Source organism: Thalassospira sp. A40-3 (genome assembly GCF_015871485.1).
Taxonomy (GTDB): Bacteria; Pseudomonadota; Alphaproteobacteria; order Rhodospirillales; family Thalassospiraceae; genus Thalassospira; species Thalassospira tepidiphila.
Genome location: NZ_CP065428.1, coordinates 872,041 through 889,794, shown reverse-complemented (window position 1 = coordinate 889,794; position 17,754 = coordinate 872,041). Strand labels below are relative to the sequence as shown.

Genomic DNA, 17,754 nt, shown 5'->3' with positions numbered 1-17,754 from the left:
GATTTTGGGCTCGCGAGGTCGGTTGATCAGGACTTGGTTTCCGGGCCTGTCAAATCAAGAGCCGCGCGGAAGATATCGGTGCCGCGATTGAATTGCGGCAACAGGGCTTCGTATTCCTTGCGCAGCCAGCTATAGGTCGTAAGGGTTTCCAGTTCGATGGTGCGATAGCCTTCCGGCACGCCTTCGGTCTGTTTAAGCGAGAAATCGTCAATCAACAGGCCATCTAGCCTCCCAAGATTGAGCATGCGCAACATCATCCCGGCACCCCCGGGTACGGTGACGATATCAGCAAGACCGAGCAGTTCCTGTTTGCCGTGGTCGTCGCCCAGCCAAACGCCGATTTCCTTGTTTTTTAGATCATTGAGTGATTTCACGGTGTCGTCAGCCGTGATCAAAAGGCTTTTGGGACGTCCAACAACCACCGCCCCGGAAACAAGCGGCACACCAGCCGATTGTCGAATGGTTTCGCCGCTGGCAAAGACACCATCGATTTCGCCCCGTTTAAGAGAGACAGCGGTGCGTTTGTTTGGCAACCAGACCGGCTGCACACATAACCCGGCCTCTGCCATCGCGGCACGGTACCGCTCGGCAGAGCGAACATGATCGGCCATTTCCGGCAAGGCGATCTTGAGACAGACTTCTTCGTCTGCCTTTGCCGAGGGCAGCAATTCAAATGACAGGAAAAGTGCTGCCAGAAAAATGACAGCGAACATACACGACCGAACGATCGCATTGGGCTTGCGAAGCGCCATAGTATCACCCCCAAGGCAACATCTTCCCGGTGATAGCGGGACATGTTGCGAGCCTACCTGATCTGCCCGCCGTCATTGATTGCGGTCGGGTCATTTTCATTGTTCTTTGGTTTCGGCTTTTGCCGTTAGGGAAAACTATACGTGCAATCCAAAAGCGCGTGCAAGCACCTGTTTGCCAATCGTCTAAGGCAAACGTATAGGTCGCAGTGCAGCATTACGCGCCAGAATCAGAGCCAAGCTGACGGGGCGCCAAAGCCGTTTTGATCGCGCATTGCAAACACACAACTGTAAAGGCGGGAGCGCCTTTGGCCCACATGTGATGCGGCTCAGGAGGGGTCCTTGCGCAAGGCCGCTATCTTTTCCCGGAAGCGGACGGTGCCATTATCAAATTTCGCCATCTGTTCGGCATGTTCGGCCCGAAGGAAGCTATAGACGGCGAGATTGGCAACAGGGATCGCAACGAACCCTTCCGGCGCACCACCCTGGCTGCGCAATGAATAGTCATTGAGCAAAATGCCATCCAGACGCCCTTTCACAAGCATCTCCATCATCAACTCCGGTCCACCGGCGACGGGCACAACATGTTCATAATGTTCAAGAAGCTTTTCTGACCAGCCTGTTCCCAACCAGACACCGATCTGCTCGGACGTAAGCTCTGACAGGGTTTTGGGCCCATCCTTTTTAACGACAAACATACCATCGGGTTTCCCCAAAATGACACTGCCGCGGATCACAGGCGTTTCGGTCGTCTTCCCGTATGTTTCAAGCATGGCAAAGACGCCATCAATCTGTTCATGGCGCATTGCCATGAACGTTCGCGCATGGGGCATCAAAACAGGTTCGACACAAAGACCGGCATCATTCATTGCCGCCTGATAAATATCGTGTCCGGTATCGCCAATTGTGGCTTCGGGGATGGCAATGCGCAGGCATGGTTGCTTTGCCTTTGCACCGGGCAACAATTCAAATGACAGGAAAAGTACTGCCAGAAAAATGATAGCAAACATGCACGACCGAACGATCGCATTGGGCTTGCGAAGCGCCATAATATCACCCCCAAAGCAACATCTTCCCAGTGATAGCGGGACATGTTGAAAGCCTACCTGATCTGCCCGCCGTCATTGTTCGCGGTCGGGTCATTTTCATTGCTCTTTGGTTTCGGCTTTTGCCGTTAGGGAAAACTATAAGTGCAATCCAAAATCAAGCGCAAGCGCCTGTTTGCCAATCGTCCAAGGCAAACGTATAAGTCGCAGTGCAGCAACAAATGGCGGTCAGGAAGGTTTTTTGGCCCAGGCAACTATTCTTTCCTGATATTTGGCCGTGCCTGAGTCAAACATAGTGATAAGCTCAGCATGCTCTGCGCGAAGCCAACTGTAAACCGCAAGCTTTTTCACGGGAATAGACACGAAACCGTTTGGCACACCACCCCGGAGATCAAGAGAAAAAGCATTCACTAGCATGCCATCAAGACGCCCTGTAACAAGCATCTTTTTCATCATTTCAGGCCCCCCCGGCACGCGAACAACGTGGTCATAGCGTTCAAGAAGTTTTTCCGACCATGACGCCCCGAGCCAAACACCGATCTCTTCGATGGTCAGTTCGGACACTGCTTTGGGTCCGTCGCGTTTGACAACCAATACACCATCGGGGTTGCCGACAAGGACGTTGCCACGCACAACCGGTGTACCGACGCTTTGTTCGAATTCTTCAAGCATCGCAAATACGCCGTCGACCTGATTGTAGCGTAAGGCCATGAATGCGCGCGCGTTCGGCATTCGTACTGGATCAACACACAGGCCGACATCGTCCATAACCGCGCGATAAACGTCCGGCCCGACCGGGCCAATGGCCGTTTCGGGCAGTGCAATACGAAGGCATGGCTGCTGTGCCTTCGCGCTTGGAAACAGGGTAAAGGAAAGGAAAAGAGCTGCAATACAAATCGTTGCAAGCACACAGGACCTGACGTACCTGTGAAATTGAAAACGCACCATTTCAGACTCCCACGGCACCGAACGGTTGTTGAGTGACCGTATCCCGGGAAATTCTCCTTGCAGTTGGCCTACAAGTGTAATTTTTTCGGAGCGTTATGGCCCACTGCTGCAGACGATATCTTCAAACCTGCCAATTGGCTAGGACAAGTTATTTGTTTTCTGTAGTTTCAATTCGGAGGCGCCGCCTTATCGCAACATGATATCGTAATACCAAGTTTTGCCAGAAAGGCGCGCGTGGCGCGGTCAAATTGCGGTTTGATATCGGCAAACTCGGCTTTCAGCCAGCTATGCACATCAAAATGATCAACCTCAATCGCCTTGTATCCTTCGGGCACACCGCCCGCAAGACCAAGCGAATAAGCATCCGCCAGCATGGCATCAATGCGCCCTTCGGCCAGCATTTCCTTTAACATCGCCGTACCGCGCGGTACCCTGATCACGTTGGCGTATTGCTCAACAAGCTTGGTGCACCAGGTCGCGCCAAGCGGTACGCCAAGGACCTCTGTGGTGAGATCTGAAATACCATTGACGGGACCGTCGCGCACAACAAGATATCCAGCCAATCGACCAAGCAGCACATCACCGGAAATCAATGGCACACTAACAAGTTCCGGCAGATCTTCACGCGATGCAAAAACCCCTTCAAGTTGCCCGGAATTCAGTGCTGCCACCGCACGTGTTTGCGGCATGGCTTCGGGATGAACGCACAGGCCAACGTCTGCCATCGCCTTGCGATAGAGCTCGATTTTTTGCTGATCCACGTAGATTTCCGGCATTGCAATACGAATACATTTCTCATCTGCACTGGCAGCGGGCAAAAGCCGGAAAGAAAGCAATAGGGCAATGAAACATATCACTGCAAAAACACAGTTTCGGGCAAACCTGTGGCTTGAATAGCGGGCCATACATACTCCCAAGAGGCTTTGGTCTATTTTCTTTTTTGTTCGCCGAGGTTCCGCAATTTTGGAATGCTCTGGAACTTGTTTGTTCTGGCGTTTGCACCGCAACAGACCAAACGATACGTCTTATTGTATGATGTGACCAGCGCCGAATGCGCATATCCTTCATAGCATCGATACATCTTGTCCCGAGTGCGACATGCTGCACCCCCCGATGTTTTGGAATTACAAGCATTCCGCGCTTGACCGATGAAAAAATGGCGCGCACCATCTGCGCGCGGCTGGCCCGAAAATCGGGAAAGCAGCGCCACCAAGCCACCAAAGTTTTTAACCGTGCCGCCCTGCATCCCCCTTGGATGCACGACGCCCCATATTCCGGACACCCTCTATGAAACCAGGGGATATCGCCCGCTACCTGTTCCTTGCCATCGTGTGGGGACTGTCATTCCTCGTTGTTGTTAAAATTGTCGAGGCTTTTGGCTGGGTCGGTGCCGTCACCTTCCGCGCCCTGATTGCCGCCGGATCGCTTTACTTTCTTGCCCGACTGTTTCGCCGCAAACTTGATTTTTCTGCTGGTTGGCGCCCCTTTGCCATTGTCGGTGCCACCACGGTTGCCGTGCAACTGATCGGCCTTTCCTATGCTGCACCGCGGATCGGGACTGCGATGGCCGCCATTTTTGTCGCAGCCATTCCATTGTTTTCCATGATCATCAGCCAACTCTGGGGCCTTGAACGCACGACGAGACAGGGCTTTGCCGGCTTGGTGCTTGGCATCAGTGGCATTGTGTTGCTGGTCGGGTTCCCCGCCGTCCCGGTCACGTTCGAATTTGCTCTTGGCTGTGTGGCATCAATCCTTGCCGCCCTGTGTGCGGCCTTTGGCAGCAATTATGCCAGCCGTCATCTGCGCAACAGTGGCAACTGGGAAACCACCATCGGCGCGTTTCTGTTTGGCGGATTGATGACCTTTCCGCTGATCTTTGCCGTGCCATTGGAACGCACACCGGTTGCCATGGATTACCTGTATCTGGTCATTGCCGCAGTTTTGATGAGTGTGTGCACCTATATCGCCTATTTCCGACTGGTCGCCTCCATTGGGCCGACCCGCGCGATCAGTGTTGAGTTTCTGGTCACCGTGATTGCCGTCTTTATCGGAGCGACAGTTTTGGGTGAAAAACTTTCCGCCATGCAGTTCATTGGCGGGGTCACAATCATGGTGGGCTGCGCGTTGGTGTTAAACCTTGTGCCTGCGTGGATGCGTCCGCGTCCGAGCGTCCCTGAAATTCCGTAAGCCACGCGCACCACATCCGCCAAGGAACAAGCTGGCCTGTGAGAAGTTAGACTAGATAGTCCTCTCTGATCACGGAAAGCAGCGCATGCCCTTTGACCTTGGCCAGCAGTCGCTCGGCATAATTGTGATGACCTTTGCGGTCTGCACACTGATTATCGGTTTTGCCGGGACCCGACTTGCAGGGATTGCCATCAAACTGGCCGAGCGCACCGGCATGGGGCAAATCATTGCAGGCGCACTGTTTGTCGGCATGTCGACCAGCCTGCCGGGCAGTGTCCTGTCGGTGACGACCGCATGGCAGGGCCATACCGACCTTGCGATTGGCAACGCCCTTGGCGGGATCGCCGCCCAGACAACCTTTCTGGCAATTGCCGATCTGGTTTATCGCAAGGGCAATCTCGAACATGCCGCCGCAAGTGCTACCGGCCTTGCGCAAACCACCCTTCTTTTAAGCATGCTGTCCGTGCCGCTTCTGGCCTATGCCGGGCCGGAATGGATCATTTTTCATATTCACCCGGCATCGATCCTGCTGTTTATCATTTATGCGTTTGGTCTGAACCTTTTGTCGGAAATCCGCGATGAACCGATGTGGCATCCCAAGAAAACCGACCTGACCGAAGAAGACGCCAAACATGACGAAGCCGACACCCACCCGGAAAGCTCCGTTCGGCTATGGGTTGAATTTCTTGCCTTCGCGCTTCTGACCGCCATTGCCGGTCACGTCATCGGGCAGGCCGGCCTTGCAATCGTTGCGGTTACCGGGATCAGCGAGACCGCCGTCGGCACCTTCCTGACTGCGATTTCAACATCCTTCCCGGAATTTGTTTCGGCCATTGCCGCGGTGCGGATGGGGGCGGTCAATCTGGCAGTTGGCGACATCATCGGCGGCAATGCCTTTGATGTGCTGTTTTTGGCCGCATCCGACTTTGCCTATCGCGAAGGGTCGATTTACGCCGCCTTTACCGATCAGCACATCTTCACCATCGCGCTGGTCATCCTGATGAGCGGCGTGTTGCTGTTAGGCATGCTCAACCGCGAACGCCGTGGCATTGGCAATATCGGCTGGGAAAGCTTCGCGATGCTGGCTCTTTATGGGGGATCCGCGTTCTATTTGGCGGCATAGCAACTAGTCTTTTCGCTATCTAAAGCGATTAAACAAAATCAGTTGCGATGCGCAGGAGCGATGTTGAACTTTTTGACGACATCGTCGTTTCCAAGATGTTTCTTCAGATCATCTTTGCTCTTAAAACTTTTTAATCCATAGAATTTATCAAGCTCCCTAACAACTCCGATAAAATCTATCTTTGTCAAATAGTCCTTAGCATTATCCACTTGCTGGTAGCGCTCTTCATAATCAAAGGCAATTAGCCACATGTAGGCCCTCCACCACGAGTAGGAAAAGTCACACGACTTAACAACCTCATAAGCCTTTCCTTGGCGGGAGAGCATCGTAAAAAAATTAATTAATTCATCAAATTTATATCTCTTATCACGTTCGTGATCTTTGAAATCCTTTTCGGTTGGATGAAAATCAGCAAACCTTGGATTGTTTTCAACAATTTCATCCCAACATCCGTGAGGAAAATTTTTCTGTCTTACTGGTACTAAACGACTAACTAAATATTCGTGATAAGCCGCACTACTTAAACCTGCGCTCATTACAGTCATCGAGTGATCTTTTACAGTCTGGAAGTACTCGCTGCAGTAAGTTTGAAACATATTAAAAACAACATTTTCGTTGGCAGATTTTGCCATCTCACTATTTGCTGTTGCAGTATGTTGCAGTTCTATTCTTGTAGCTCTTAGTTCAATGATTTGAACATAAACTGTGTAAATTACGCCAGCGAAGGCCAATCCAGCGAAAAGCGCATTAACACTTCCAAATGCGTCAGCCAAAGGCTGACTTGTTTTCCCATCAAGAAGAAGTTCCGGATACCATCCAACAACCCAAGCCCCTATCCAAAACCCACAAACAGCAACCGCCGCGACCAATATAATAACAATGGTTGCACGGGTACTTACGCTAAAGCTTTCTGAATCGGTTTTGGATCCTACGGATTCATCAGACACTTTCATCATACACGCCCACTTGATAGCTAGAGCACTTCCTTGACCTTGGTCGCAAGGTCTTTGAGCGAAAACGGCTTGGGCAGGAAGTGCACACCGTTTTCTTCGTCAAGCTCGTCGCGATAGGTATCCTCGGCATAGCCAGAGATGAAGATGACCTTCAGTTCCGGCTTTTTCTCTCGCAGCATGCGGATCAGGGTCGGGCCATCAATGCCGGGCATAACAACGTCCGAAATCACCAGATCTATGACCTTGTCGGTGTTGTTTAGCACCTCAAGCGCGTTGTCGCCGTTATTGGCTTCAAGCACGTCATAGCCCTTGCTGCGAAGGGCGCGCGCGCCAAAGGTCCGCACCGCGTCCTCATCCTCGACCAGCAAGATTGCGCCGGTGCCGGTCAAATCGCGTGACGGGGTTTCTTCAACAACGGCCTGCGTTTCGGCAAGTTCGGCCTCGGATGCCTCATAGCGCGGCAGATAGATGGTAAAGGTCGTGCCTTTGCCCTCTTCGCTATTGACCGCGATAAAGCCGCCGGTCTGTTTGACGATGCCATAGACGGTCGAAAGACCAAGACCCGTCCCCTCGCCGCGTTGCTTGGTCGAGAAGAAGGGCTCGAAAATGCGGGTCAGGTTATCCTTGGGAATGCCGATGCCGGTATCGGTCACCTTGATGCCGATATAATCGCCCGGCGGGATGACCTCGGTGCCGGTTGCGGTCGGCTCGTCGATAATTTCGGTGCTGGTCTGAACCGTAAGCGTCCCGCCCTCGCCCGCCATGGCATCACGCGCATTGACGACAAGATTGATAATCACCTGATCAAGCTGCCCCGGGTCGACCTTGACCAACCCGATGTCGCGACCGTGGCTGACCTTAAGATCGATCTTCTCGCCGATCAGGCGACGCAGAAGGTTGGACATTTCCGCCAGCGCATCGGTGATGTTGATGATTTTCGGCTGCAACGTCTGACGACGCGAGAACGCCAACAGCTGCCGGACAAGATTGGCCGCACGGTTGGCATTCTGTTTGATCTGCATGATGTCGGCAAAGCTGGGATCACCCGGCCCGTGACGCGACAGCAACAGATCACAGAAGCCGATCATCGCGGTCAGAAGGTTATTGAAGTCATGCGCCACCCCGCCGGCAAGCTGACCAACAGCCTGCATTTTCTGGGACTGGGCAAATTGTTCCTCAAGGTTCTTCTGTTCGGTCGTATCAAGGAAGTTCAACAGCAACGCACCGGCTTCGCCCGAACGGCCCGCCACACGTTGCAGATATATCTGGGCGGCAACCCCGCGTGATCCGGCGAGGCGGGCTTCAATCTGCCCCCCTTTGCCCATGCCCATAACGGCCTTGGACAGGTAACGCGCCACTTCGTCACGGTCTTCGGGCACGATCAGTTCCAGGATCGAACGACCAACAACCTTATGATGCATCTGACCGGCCGTATCGATAAAGGCGCGGTTGGCATCCGTTACTGTGCCAGACATATCGGCCAGAACGATCGAAAGCGGGCTTTCATCAAAGAACCAGCGCACCCGACGTTCGGTTTCGGCCAGTGCATGTTCCCATTCGTGGGCCGGCATCGGATCGGGGAAGATCACGGCCTGACTGCGCACAGGCCCGGTGCCTGGCGCATTGATCGAATGGGTGACAAAGCAGCGGATGGGTTCACCACCGGCGACCTTGAATTTGACCTCGCCATTAACACCGTCACCAACGATCAGATCGGCAAGTTCGACCGACCCGTTGTTGAAGTCTTCGGGCTCCCCGCCCAACCAGCTCGCCAGACGGCGGTTGAGGTATAGAATGCGGCCTTCTTCATCCAGCCCACATACCCCGACCGGCAGGCGTTCGATCATCTGATCGGCGTGCTCAAACCCACCCTGTGCCTCGGCAACCGGAAGGTTAGCAACCATTTCACTGGCCTGCGGCCCCGACAGGGCAAATCGTTTCTCGGTCTCTTCGGCTGGCAACAGCAACGAAGATCCGCCATCGGCCATCACAGCGCTGTCGACACCGTCAACAGTCCAGAGCATCTTGCCCGCACGCGCATCGGCCGCGGTGACAGAAATGCGAAGACAGGCACCATTGGCGGCGTTGTTCGTATCAGGCGTGCCATCGGCTTCTTTGTCAGCCTCTTCGCCGTCTTTGGCTTCTTCGGGGGCTTCGTCATCCGCACCCGAGGGGGCGAGATCGGCCTGATACTTTTCAGAACGCGACAGATCGACAAACATCTGCCCGCCCTCACCGCGCATCGCACGGGTGCGCAATTCGGCCAGTTCGTCACTGCCAATCCCAAGGAAGGACAGGCGCGCCTCAAGCGCTGAGAGCATGTCCGATCCGGCTTCAATGCCGAGTTTGGATGAAAAGGCCGGGTTGGCGTAAAGCGTGCGGCCATAGGCATCAATCAGCGCAACCCCGATATCGGATTTGGCAAAGCCCGAAATCAGCGGACCAAGCCCATCATGCCCGCCATTGCGAAGCTTTGCAGACAGCGACAATGACGCAACGGCGACCACCGCAACACCGGTGACCATCGCACCGATGATCCACATCAGACGCGCGTCAAGCCCCGCCTTTGCCAAGACGTCCATCAGGACGAAGACAAACGCAACGAATGCGACACTTACAGCAAGGATAAGCCCCCGAAACAGCACGCGACCGCCTTTAACGACAATAACTTAACAAAATAGTCTATACTTTTAGCTGCTTATCGCCCGACTGGCTACCGGCAAGTTTATCGTCGATAAGACTGCCCGGCAATCACGACAAATAGAACGCAGTTCCCGCAAGATATGCCAAAGGCAGGAACCAAATCCGGCCCTGCCTTTCAAACAATGTTGTCCTCTGAACGCGTCATTGTTGTGATCGCATGACACGCAATAATTATCCGAGTTTCTTGCCGCGCTGACGGAACACGAACGAGATGATCTCGGCAACGGCCTTGTAGTGTTCTGGCGGAATTTCCTGATCGATTTCAACGGTGGCAAACAGGGCGCGCGCAACCGGCGGGTTTTCCATGATCGTGATGTTGTGTTCCTCGGCAACTTCACGAATTTTAAGCGCGACATTGTCCTGGCCCTTGGCGATACATACCGGGGCCCCCATGGTATCGATGTCATATTGCAGGGCGACGGCAAAGTGCGTCGGGTTGGTGATCACCACGTCGGCCTTGGGCACGTTTGACATCATACGCTGCTGGGCGCGTTCCATCCTGATCTGGCGGACCTTTGCCTTGATCTCGGGACTACCCTCGGTCTGTTTGTATTCGTCCTTGATCTCCTGCTTGGACATTTTCATTTTCTGATTGAACTCGTACTTCTGATAGGCAAAGTCGAGCCCGGCAATCACCGCAGTGAGCGAGATCGTCGCAATCAGCAGGATCACAATCATGTCGTAAAGGCGTTCCAGCGTCAGGCCGAGCGACAGCTGGGGATACAGTTCAACGTCCATCAGTTCAGGCACGATCACGAGGCCCAGCACAACGCCAACAAGGATGATCTTGCTGACGTTTTTGACAAACTCGACCATGCTTTTCATCGAAAACAGGTTCTTGAGCCCGGTCAGCGGGTTCAGTTTATCGGGCTTGGGTTCGATCCGTTCCATCGCAACAACGATACCGTTCTGGACAATATGCCCGGCTGCGGCAAAAAACATCAACAGCACAAACGGAATGCCCAGAACCCAAAGCATGCCCAAAATCACGTCTTCAAACAGACCGGGAATGCCCGCCTGGGTGACGTCAAATCGGTGCGGATGCTCAAGGAAACCGACAGCAAGATCACGAACGCTTGCGGCCATGCTCGGCCCGAGCATGGTCATGACAAGACCACCGCCGAACAGGATCATGAAGTTGCCGACTTCCTTGGAAACCGGCACCTGACCTTTCTTTCGCGCGTCCTCAAGCTTTTTACTTGTGGGGTCTTCTGTCTTTTGGCTGTCGTCTTCTTCTGCCATTGGCAAACCCATGCTTGGCAATGCGGGGGAAAATGCTGCCCGTCATTGCCTTACGGACTAAGAAACGCCTCAAGCCCGTTCTCGAAATATGCAAGATAAACCATCATCATGGATGGCAGGGCCAAGGTCAACAAAAGCAGTGCGATCGCGATCTGGACCGGCATCGCGACAAAGAACACCGGCAATTGCGGCATCAGCTTGTTAAGCAGACCCAACGCAATCTGCAAACAGATCGCGACCACCAGAAACGGTGCCGACATCTGCATTGCAATCGCGAAGCTGTCATTCAGCGCCCTTGCAAAAAACTCGCTCATATCACCAACCGGCAAAACACCGCCCGGCGGAAACAGGGTATAGCTTTCAAACACCGCCTGGATCATCAGGTGATCCATCCCGGTGGCAAACAGCAACACCAACCCGACCTGCATCAGGAAATTACCGGTCACAGCACTTTGCGCCCCGGACAACGGATCGGCGGTGAAGGCGTTCGCCATCGATGACAGATAGGCAATAATCGACCCGGCAGTCTGGATTCCGGCCATCATCACCTGGGCGAACAGGGCAAAGAACAATCCCACCGTGACTTCATATCCGATACCCACCAGAAGAGACGGCGCATCAGCGGGCTGTGGCGGGAAAAGCGGCCCGGCCAACGGCGAAATGACAACCGCCACCCAAAAGGCAAACAACAGGCGCGCGCGTGCCGGAACTGAACGCGCCCCGATACCCGGCATAAAGGCAAAGGCCGCCCCCACCCTGGCGAAAGTCATCAGGACGACGTAAACATTCAGCGTAAGAAGTTCTTGAAGATCCATGTCGTCTTCGACTGCCTTACTCATTCACGCTGGCGGGCGGCGGGTTTAACGCTAATTCGGTAGCCCGATAAAGTGGTCAACCATTCGGCCCATAAATTCAACCATCTCGGTCATCATCCATGGCAGCAAAACCAGAAGCGCGATGAAGATCACCAGAATTTTGGGCACGAAGGTCAGTGTCATTTCCTGAATCTGTGTCAGGGCCTGAAACAGGGCGATGATCAGGCCAACCCCAAGCGCAATAAGCATCAACGGCGTGGTGACTTTCAGCAGTGTCCACACCGCGTCATAGGCCACGTCCATGATTTCAGCTTGATCCATCGGGTCTTCCTGTTTCGCCGTCTTGTCATGCGGGCCGCTTCGGGCCTTTATCCTTCATACAGGATTTATCACGGGTTTTGCCATGATTTCCTGACTTATCAAACGCTTCCTTGCGGATTTCCCCAAAAACACAAAAACCGCACGAATGATCGCGCGGTTTTATCAAGGGCGTCTGAAAATGCCGATCAAACCGGCATGTTGAGAATGCTCTGATAGGCTTCAACGGCCTTGTCACGAACCGAGACAACGGTACGCAGGGTAACTTCGGCGGCGGATACCGCAGTCACCACTTCGTGCAGTTCGGCATCACCGGTAATGGCCTTTTGGGTCATCTGTTCGCTGACTTTCATGGTATCGCGGGCATCATATGCCGCCCCCTTGACCATGTCGGCAAAACTTTCCCCCGGATTCACGGACTGGCCCGAACCGGTTACGGTTTCCGTAACGGTGTTGGTCTTGCCAGCGGCCGCATTACGGTAGGCAGAAATAGCATCGTTGAAGCTTGCGACCATGGGTATCAATCCTTAAGCTTGTTCTTGTCCCATTATATCGACTGCCTATTGCAGGATATCAAGGGTCTTGAGCAACATACTGCGCGATGACTGGATCACATTGAGGTTGGCCTCGTATGAACGCTGTGCTTCGCGCATATCCATCATTTCGACCAGCGTTTCAACGTTCGGGGTCTGAACATAGCCCTGATCGTTTGCTGCCGGATGGCTTGGTTCATATCTCATACCAAAATCAGAGCGATCCGGCATCACCTTATTAACCTTGACCATCTCGACGCCGACTTCGCGGTCCATGACGTTTTTGAACGTCAGAAGCTTGCGGCGATAGGGCTCCTGCCCCGGTGCCGTTGCAAGGCTGTCTGCGTTGGCAACGTTTTCAGCCGCAACACGAAGACGGGTACCCTGTGCGCGCATACCGGCAGCCGAGATTTTAAAAGCCTTGTAAAGTTCCATGGTTCTTACTCTCTAACGACAGGTTAAATGCGGCCAAGGGCCGAAATGAACATTGATTTCTGTTTGGCATACAGACGGGTCATGGTCTGATAATCGACCTGGTTTTCGTTCATCTTGACCATCTGTTCTTCAAGGATGACGGCGTTTTTGCCCGGTGCGACTTCATAGTTCTTGCGCACTTCCTCGTCCTTGAAGTTCTGCGGTTTGTTAAGACCCTGACTATGGCCCGGCGTGGTCGCCTGCATCGCAAGGATGAACTGACGGTCGCGGCCAATATTCTTCGGGTCGAATTCCTTAAGATCGTTGGCGCGGTAGTTCGGCGTATCGGAGTTGGCAATATTCTGCGCGATGACTTCCTGACGCTGTGTCAGCCAGTCCATCTTCTCTTTGAGGTTGGCGAACATGCCAAGTTTGCCGATATCCATTTCCTGCTCCTTGTCTGCGCGTCTTGCAGTATTGAGTGCGCGGGTAAAGCCGAAGTTAACATCACGCCCTGATCGGACCCGGATCGTTCGAAGGGCCGTTTTTGCCGCCCCGATAAATCCTGCCAATACAAATGCACGTAGCGTGCCAAACATAAAAACAGCGTTGAATTTGCCCGCATTTCGTTCTAATCGATGCGGGTACTAGACCCCGAGTATGAAACCGGGCATATTGAGCTCATCTGACGAATTATATTTGTCATCTATCTATCGAAACCGGGACATTGCATGCTCTATCTCACACGAAAAGTTGGCGACTCCGTTGTCATTGATGACAATATTGAAGTCACTGTCGTTGAGGTGCGCGGCAAGACCGTAAAGCTCGGCTTCACCTTCCCCGAAGATGTGCAGGTTCTGCGTCGCGAACTTTATGATCGCATTCAGGAAGAAAACCGTTCCGCAGCGGTCAGCGAAGATCTTATTCGCCATCTCGGCACCGTTGGATCATCCGACAAGACCGTGTCCGAGAAAAAGAGCGATTCCAGCGACGATTAGGCACTATGCCTCCGCCCCGCTTATCGCTTAAATCCCCACCCCACTGACATCCCGCATCCAGAACATCTCAGCCCGATGATTATCGACTGTGTCATCTGACGGTCGTTTGCGCGGCTACTCATCGCAGTTGTCGGCGACAACGATTTGTTGACCATCTTGGGTCTATGGTCGACGCTATTGAGGTTGATCGCCGCAGACTGGCAAGGCAAACCGTCCTGAGTTGAAGAACCGAATGAGCGGGAAAAAGCCCACCTATGACATTACCGACACCCCGGCAAGCAGGACGGAAAATCTTGCCGCACCGGGTGCGCATGACCAAAAGGCGGTCGCGCTACGGTATCGGCATGGGAAGGATAATGCCCCGACATTAAGTGCCAAGGGCGAAGGCAGCGTTGCGGAACAGATATTGCAAGTCGCCTTTGCCAACGGCATCAAGGTCCGCAAAGACAGTGACCTGACCGAAATTCTGATGGCTGTGGATGTTGAAAGCGAAATCCCGCTTGAAGCCTTTGCAGCCGTCGCCGAGATTTTGAACTATATATACCGGATAAATCGCATCTATGGCGGTTCGTCGCGCAGCCAGTCCGATCCCGAAGATCAGATCATGGCCACACCAAATAATGACGTAAACGGGGAAGGCCCATCATGAGCCCAGAACAGTACAAGCCCGATCAGTTCAAGAACGACCTGAAGCGCGTCCTGTCATTGATCCGCACTGGACAGCGATACCTTGAAGACGGCAAGGTGGTTGAACTGGCTGCGCTTGAAAGCCGCATTGCCGATCTGTGCGAGAAAGCCCGAACAATGGCCCCGGACCAGCGCCAGGATGTTGCCCCTTTGCTTGCCGCATTGAGCGAGGAACTGGCAGAGTTCGAAACCCGCATGCAGCAGGAATATAGCGACATCCAGCGCCAGCTGCGCGGCATCAGCAACACCGCACAGGCAACCAATGCCTATGCGCAGGCCGCCCGCACGAAATAGGTCCTGGCCACTAAGGTGCTGATTTAAAACCGGCCCTTGAAACAGACCTTTGGGGGCAGCCCATGTGGATGCTGCCTTGCCTGACCTTGCACGGCACGGTAAACAGAAACACGAAGACAGGTGATCGTTTCAAGATCAACCTGCCAACTGAGCGTCACAGGTTGTCGACGGGGAAAACTGCCTGATGGAACTAAGCGCCTATTTCCGGTTTGTGGCCGCCCTGCTTTTTGTGCTGGGGATTATTGGCGTGTTTGCCCTTCTGGCACGACGGTTTGTACCCGGTGCGCGCAACATCAACCGCCGTGGTGTGAAAAGACGCCTGTCCGTTGTTGAAGTCGTCCCGGTCGATACCAAACGCCGTCTGGTTCTGCTCAAACGTGATGACACTGAACATCTTGTCATGCTCGGCCCGAATGGCGACACTGTGATCGAACGTAATATCGGCACACAATTCAGCGAAATCCTTGGCAATCAGAGCCTTGCCGATGAAATCCCCGCATCTTCAGATAGCACGATCACGGCCGACAGCCCAAAAGACACCGATCAGACTGACAGGAATGCGCCTGCATGAACCGTGACACCCCATCACCATCGGCACGCACCCAGGATGTGAAACCGGCCAAAACTGGTTGGCGCGCGCCACGCTGGTTAACGCTTTGCGCAATCTGGTCGCTGATCCCGCTGATCGCCATCATGGCAGGCGGTGACACCGTTCACGCGCAATCATTCAACTTTGATCTTGGCGATGGCCCCGGGGTGACATCATCGGGACGTCTGATCCAGTTGATCGGCCTGATCACGGTTCTGTCCATTGCGCCGGCCATCCTGATGATGGTGACGTCCTTTACCCGTATTATCGTGGTTCTCAGCCTGCTTCGAACCGCCCTTGGCATTCAGCAATCGCCGCCAAACCAGGTTCTGATCAGTCTGGCCATGTTCCTGACCCTGTTTATCATGATGCCGACCTTGGAACGCGTCTGGGACGAGGGGCTGGAGCCGATGATCAATGGCAACATTGATGAATTCGAAGGGTTCGAGCGGTCCGTCAAACCGGTTCATGATTTCATGATGACCCAGGTCCGCGAACGTGATCTTCAGCTGTTCGTTAATCTGGCCGGGATCGAGGAAATCACATCCCCTGATGACATCCCGCTGCGCTCGCTGATCCCGGCCTTCATGATCAGTGAATTGCGCCGTGCGTTTGAGATCGGCTTCTTGCTGTTTATTCCGTTTTTGATCATCGACATGGTTGTCGCCAGTATCCTGATGTCGATGGGGATGATGATGCTGCCGCCGGTCATCATTTCCCTGCCGTTCAAACTGATCTTCTTTGTGATGGTGGATGGCTGGTATCTGATTGCCGGATCACTGGTCGAGAGTTTCGGCGGATAGGCCGACGGGCCAAAAACGTTGCATCCCAGACAACAGAAAAACAGCCTATCTCAGCTTTCGAGGTAATCGCGCAGGCGATAATACCAGATCGCAATCGTCGCATAGGCACGGTGCATGTCATGGGCAATCAACGGGCTGATGTCACTGAACCGCAGGGGCAACGGCGTATCGGGCGCCAACAGGTTATCGGCAATTGCCTTGCCCAGTGACGTCGACAAAGCCACCCCGCGCCCGTTATAGCCAACCGCCATCGTCATATTGTCCAGCGGGCGATGAATATGCGGCAAATGGTCATAAGTCATGGCAAGGCGGCCCGCCCAGCAAAACTCAATCGGAACCGACTTCGTCCAAGGATAATAGGCATGCAGTTCCGAGACGATCCCATTAAATGCCACGCGACTGACGGGATCAGCAAAGGATCCCCGCCCACCGATCATCAGGCGTCCGCCCGGACCAATGCGGAAATAATTACCAATCCGGCGGCTGTCGGAAACGGGCGTTTTGGTTGGTAGCACGGTCGCAAGCTGTTCTTCACTGAGTGGTACTGTTGCCACCTGAAAGCTGTTTACCGGGATCAGACTTCTGCGCAATTTCGGAAATAGGTCGCCGGAATAGGCGTTTGTTGCAACCACCAGATGGTCGCTTGTTATTGATGCCGCGCCATTCTCAATCTCGGCATGCCATTTCCCGGAAATGCTTTTAACGCGCTTTACCGGTGCCGGTGCAAATACCTGACAACCTGCTGCTTGGGCTGCCCGCGTCAGACCGCGAATGTATTTCAACGGATGAAGTTGGCCTGCCCGGTTATCGAGCCATCCACCGACAAGGCGCTGGCATCCTGTAAGGGACTGAATTTCGGCGGTATCGAGCATTTTGACATCCGCCCCGCGCGTCTGCCATTCGCGCATGCGGGTTTCCAACCAGCCAAGGTGATCGCGCTTGACCGAACCCTGTATCCAGCCACTTGGCGTGGCATCACAGTCGATGTCGTTTTCCTTGATCAGGTTGAATGTCGTCTCGGAGGTTTTCCCGGCAAACGCGGTTGAGAATTCGCCATAAAGCCGGTCTATGTTGTCCGGATCGTGTTTAAGCCCCGGGATCACCTGCCCGCCATTGCGCCCGGACGCACCAAAACCCGGCCGGATGGTATCCACAACAATCACCGACGCACCGCCCTTGGCAAGCTGAAGCGCGCAGGACATCCCGGTGAAGCCGCCACCGATAACCAAGACATCGCAGGCGTAGTCGCCTTCGGGCTTTTGTGTTTCGGGGGCGTTATTCGCGGTCGCTTCCCAGACCGATGTCAGATCATCTTGCATTTGGACCTCGGTCACCGGGCGTTGTGGGCCTTG

20 protein-coding genes are annotated in these 17,754 nt (G+C 54.0%); 7 read left to right on the top strand and 13 right to left on the bottom strand.

All coding sequences use genetic code 11. From position 1 onward, the window contains the following. Positions 1–26 precede the first annotated feature (26 nt). The 4 genes from IT893_RS04000 to IT893_RS03985 all read right to left on the bottom strand — a co-directional run bounded on the left by IT893_RS04000 (position 27) and on the right by IT893_RS03985 (position 3,504). Entirely contained in the window at positions 27–752 is a 726-nt protein-coding gene (locus IT893_RS04000; RefSeq protein WP_197146892.1) for an ABC transporter substrate-binding protein, read from the bottom strand. Between the two features lie 326 nt (positions 753–1,078). Continuing rightward, the gene (locus IT893_RS03995) at positions 1,079–1,798 is read right to left on the bottom strand and encodes an ABC transporter substrate-binding protein (RefSeq protein WP_197146891.1); all 720 of its coding nucleotides are present in this window, start codon (positions 1,796–1,798) and stop codon (positions 1,079–1,081) included. Between the two features lie 225 nt (positions 1,799–2,023). Then, the gene (locus IT893_RS03990) at positions 2,024–2,743 is read right to left on the bottom strand and encodes a hypothetical protein (protein WP_197146890.1); all 720 of its coding nucleotides are present in this window, start codon (positions 2,741–2,743) and stop codon (positions 2,024–2,026) included. A 167-nt stretch (positions 2,744–2,910) separates the two neighbouring features. After that, entirely contained in the window at positions 2,911–3,504 is a 594-nt protein-coding gene (locus IT893_RS03985) for a hypothetical protein (protein ID WP_197146889.1), read from the bottom strand. A 526-nt stretch (positions 3,505–4,030) separates the two neighbouring features. Between IT893_RS03985 and IT893_RS03980 the strand changes: the two genes are divergently transcribed. Then, a complete protein-coding gene (locus IT893_RS03980) occupies positions 4,031–4,930 on the top strand; it encodes a DMT family transporter (RefSeq protein ID WP_197146888.1) in 900 nt (299 codons plus the stop codon). A gap of 85 nt (positions 4,931–5,015) precedes the next feature. Continuing rightward, the gene (locus IT893_RS03975) at positions 5,016–6,053 is read left to right on the top strand and encodes a sodium:calcium antiporter (protein ID WP_197146887.1); all 1,038 of its coding nucleotides are present in this window, start codon (positions 5,016–5,018) and stop codon (positions 6,051–6,053) included. A 38-nt stretch (positions 6,054–6,091) separates the two neighbouring features. On the opposite strand, the gene IT893_RS03970 is transcribed toward IT893_RS03975, so the two are convergent. The 8 genes from IT893_RS03970 to IT893_RS03935 form a co-directional block, all read right to left on the bottom strand. Next, on the bottom strand, positions 6,092–7,009 hold the full coding sequence (locus tag IT893_RS03970; protein WP_197146886.1) for a hypothetical protein: 918 nt from the start codon (positions 7,007–7,009) through the stop codon (positions 6,092–6,094). 17 nt (positions 7,010–7,026) lie between these two features. Next, positions 7,027–9,651 (bottom strand): PAS domain-containing sensor histidine kinase, encoded by a 2,625-nt coding sequence (locus IT893_RS03965; RefSeq protein WP_197146885.1) that lies wholly within the window; start codon positions 9,649–9,651, stop codon positions 7,027–7,029. Positions 9,652–9,880: 229 nt separating this feature from the next. Further along, positions 9,881–10,951 carry a flagellar biosynthesis protein FlhB gene (gene flhB, locus IT893_RS03960; protein WP_063087532.1) on the bottom strand — a complete coding sequence of 357 codons (1,071 nt, stop codon included), beginning with the start codon at positions 10,949–10,951 and terminating at the stop codon, positions 9,881–9,883. Between the two features lie 50 nt (positions 10,952–11,001). After that, the gene (gene fliR / locus IT893_RS03955) at positions 11,002–11,790 is read right to left on the bottom strand and encodes a flagellar biosynthetic protein FliR (protein ID WP_252724072.1); all 789 of its coding nucleotides are present in this window, start codon (positions 11,788–11,790) and stop codon (positions 11,002–11,004) included. Between the two features lie 27 nt (positions 11,791–11,817). Further along, on the bottom strand, positions 11,818–12,087 hold the full coding sequence (gene fliQ, locus IT893_RS03950) for a flagellar biosynthesis protein FliQ (protein WP_063087530.1): 270 nt from the start codon (positions 12,085–12,087) through the stop codon (positions 11,818–11,820). Positions 12,088–12,272: 185 nt separating this feature from the next. Then, positions 12,273–12,599, bottom strand: coding sequence for a flagellar hook-basal body complex protein FliE (gene fliE, locus IT893_RS03945; RefSeq protein WP_008890380.1), 327 nt, complete (start codon positions 12,597–12,599; stop codon positions 12,273–12,275). A gap of 45 nt (positions 12,600–12,644) precedes the next feature. Beyond that, positions 12,645–13,052, bottom strand: a complete 408-nt coding sequence (flgC, locus tag IT893_RS03940) for a flagellar basal body rod protein FlgC (RefSeq protein ID WP_063087529.1) — start codon at positions 13,050–13,052, stop codon at positions 12,645–12,647. A gap of 23 nt (positions 13,053–13,075) precedes the next feature. Next, a complete protein-coding gene (locus IT893_RS03935) occupies positions 13,076–13,603 on the bottom strand; it encodes a flagellar basal body protein (protein WP_232308331.1) in 528 nt (175 codons plus the stop codon). A gap of 159 nt (positions 13,604–13,762) precedes the next feature. Here IT893_RS03935 and csrA point away from each other — a divergent pair, with 159 nt between their 5' ends. The 5 genes from csrA to fliP all read left to right on the top strand — a co-directional run bounded on the left by csrA (position 13,763) and on the right by fliP (position 16,402). Then, the gene (gene csrA / locus IT893_RS03930) at positions 13,763–14,029 is read left to right on the top strand and encodes a carbon storage regulator CsrA (RefSeq protein WP_197146884.1); all 267 of its coding nucleotides are present in this window, start codon (positions 13,763–13,765) and stop codon (positions 14,027–14,029) included. 232 nt (positions 14,030–14,261) lie between these two features. Next, positions 14,262–14,678 (top strand): EscU/YscU/HrcU family type III secretion system export apparatus switch protein, encoded by a 417-nt coding sequence (locus IT893_RS03925; protein ID WP_197146883.1) that lies wholly within the window; start codon positions 14,262–14,264, stop codon positions 14,676–14,678. Continuing rightward, positions 14,675–15,010, top strand: coding sequence for a flagellar protein FliT (locus IT893_RS03920; RefSeq protein WP_008890385.1), 336 nt, complete (start codon positions 14,675–14,677; stop codon positions 15,008–15,010). Before IT893_RS03925 ends, IT893_RS03920 begins: the two co-directional genes overlap by 4 nt. A gap of 184 nt (positions 15,011–15,194) precedes the next feature. Continuing rightward, positions 15,195–15,581, top strand: coding sequence for a flagellar biosynthetic protein FliO (locus IT893_RS03915; RefSeq protein WP_197146882.1), 387 nt, complete (start codon positions 15,195–15,197; stop codon positions 15,579–15,581). Beyond that, positions 15,578–16,402 carry a flagellar type III secretion system pore protein FliP gene (gene fliP / locus IT893_RS03910; protein ID WP_197146881.1) on the top strand — a complete coding sequence of 275 codons (825 nt, stop codon included), beginning with the start codon at positions 15,578–15,580 and terminating at the stop codon, positions 16,400–16,402. Before IT893_RS03915 ends, fliP begins: the two co-directional genes overlap by 4 nt. Positions 16,403–16,452: 50 nt before the next feature. Here fliP and IT893_RS03905 read toward each other — a convergent pair whose 3' ends face one another. Then, positions 16,453–17,721, bottom strand: a complete 1,269-nt coding sequence (locus tag IT893_RS03905; RefSeq protein ID WP_197146880.1) for an FAD-binding oxidoreductase — start codon at positions 17,719–17,721, stop codon at positions 16,453–16,455. Positions 17,722–17,754: the final 33 nt, after the last annotated feature.

Coding starts and splice junctions, on each gene's coding strand:
- IT893_RS03980 (WP_197146888.1), top strand. CDS start 4,031: ATGAAACCAGGGGATATCGCCCGCTACCTGTTCCTTGCCATCGTGTGG.
- IT893_RS03970 (WP_197146886.1), bottom strand. CDS start 7,009: ATGATGAAAGTGTCTGATGAATCCGTAGGATCCAAAACCGATTCAGAA.
- IT893_RS03995 (WP_197146891.1), bottom strand. CDS start 1,798: ATGGCGCTTCGCAAGCCCAATGCGATCGTTCGGTCGTGCATGTTTGCT.
- IT893_RS03905 (WP_197146880.1), bottom strand. CDS start 17,721: ATGCAAGATGATCTGACATCGGTCTGGGAAGCGACCGCGAATAACGCC.
- IT893_RS04000 (WP_197146892.1), bottom strand. CDS start 752: ATGGCGCTTCGCAAGCCCAATGCGATCGTTCGGTCGTGTATGTTCGCT.
- fliQ (WP_063087530.1), bottom strand. CDS start 12,087: ATGGATCAAGCTGAAATCATGGACGTGGCCTATGACGCGGTGTGGACA.
- IT893_RS03915 (WP_197146882.1), top strand. CDS start 15,195: ATGGAACTAAGCGCCTATTTCCGGTTTGTGGCCGCCCTGCTTTTTGTG.
- fliR (WP_252724072.1), bottom strand. CDS start 11,790: ATGAGTAAGGCAGTCGAAGACGACATGGATCTTCAAGAACTTCTTACG.
- flgC (WP_063087529.1), bottom strand. CDS start 13,052: ATGGAACTTTACAAGGCTTTTAAAATCTCGGCTGCCGGTATGCGCGCA.
- fliP (WP_197146881.1), top strand. CDS start 15,578: ATGAACCGTGACACCCCATCACCATCGGCACGCACCCAGGATGTGAAA.
- IT893_RS03975 (WP_197146887.1), top strand. CDS start 5,016: ATGCCCTTTGACCTTGGCCAGCAGTCGCTCGGCATAATTGTGATGACC.
- flhB (WP_063087532.1), bottom strand. CDS start 10,951: ATGGCAGAAGAAGACGACAGCCAAAAGACAGAAGACCCCACAAGTAAA.
- IT893_RS03920 (WP_008890385.1), top strand. CDS start 14,675: ATGAGCCCAGAACAGTACAAGCCCGATCAGTTCAAGAACGACCTGAAG.
- IT893_RS03990 (WP_197146890.1), bottom strand. CDS start 2,743: ATGGTGCGTTTTCAATTTCACAGGTACGTCAGGTCCTGTGTGCTTGCA.
- csrA (WP_197146884.1), top strand. CDS start 13,763: ATGCTCTATCTCACACGAAAAGTTGGCGACTCCGTTGTCATTGATGAC.
- fliE (WP_008890380.1), bottom strand. CDS start 12,599: ATGGTCGCAAGCTTCAACGATGCTATTTCTGCCTACCGTAATGCGGCC.
- IT893_RS03925 (WP_197146883.1), top strand. CDS start 14,262: ATGAGCGGGAAAAAGCCCACCTATGACATTACCGACACCCCGGCAAGC.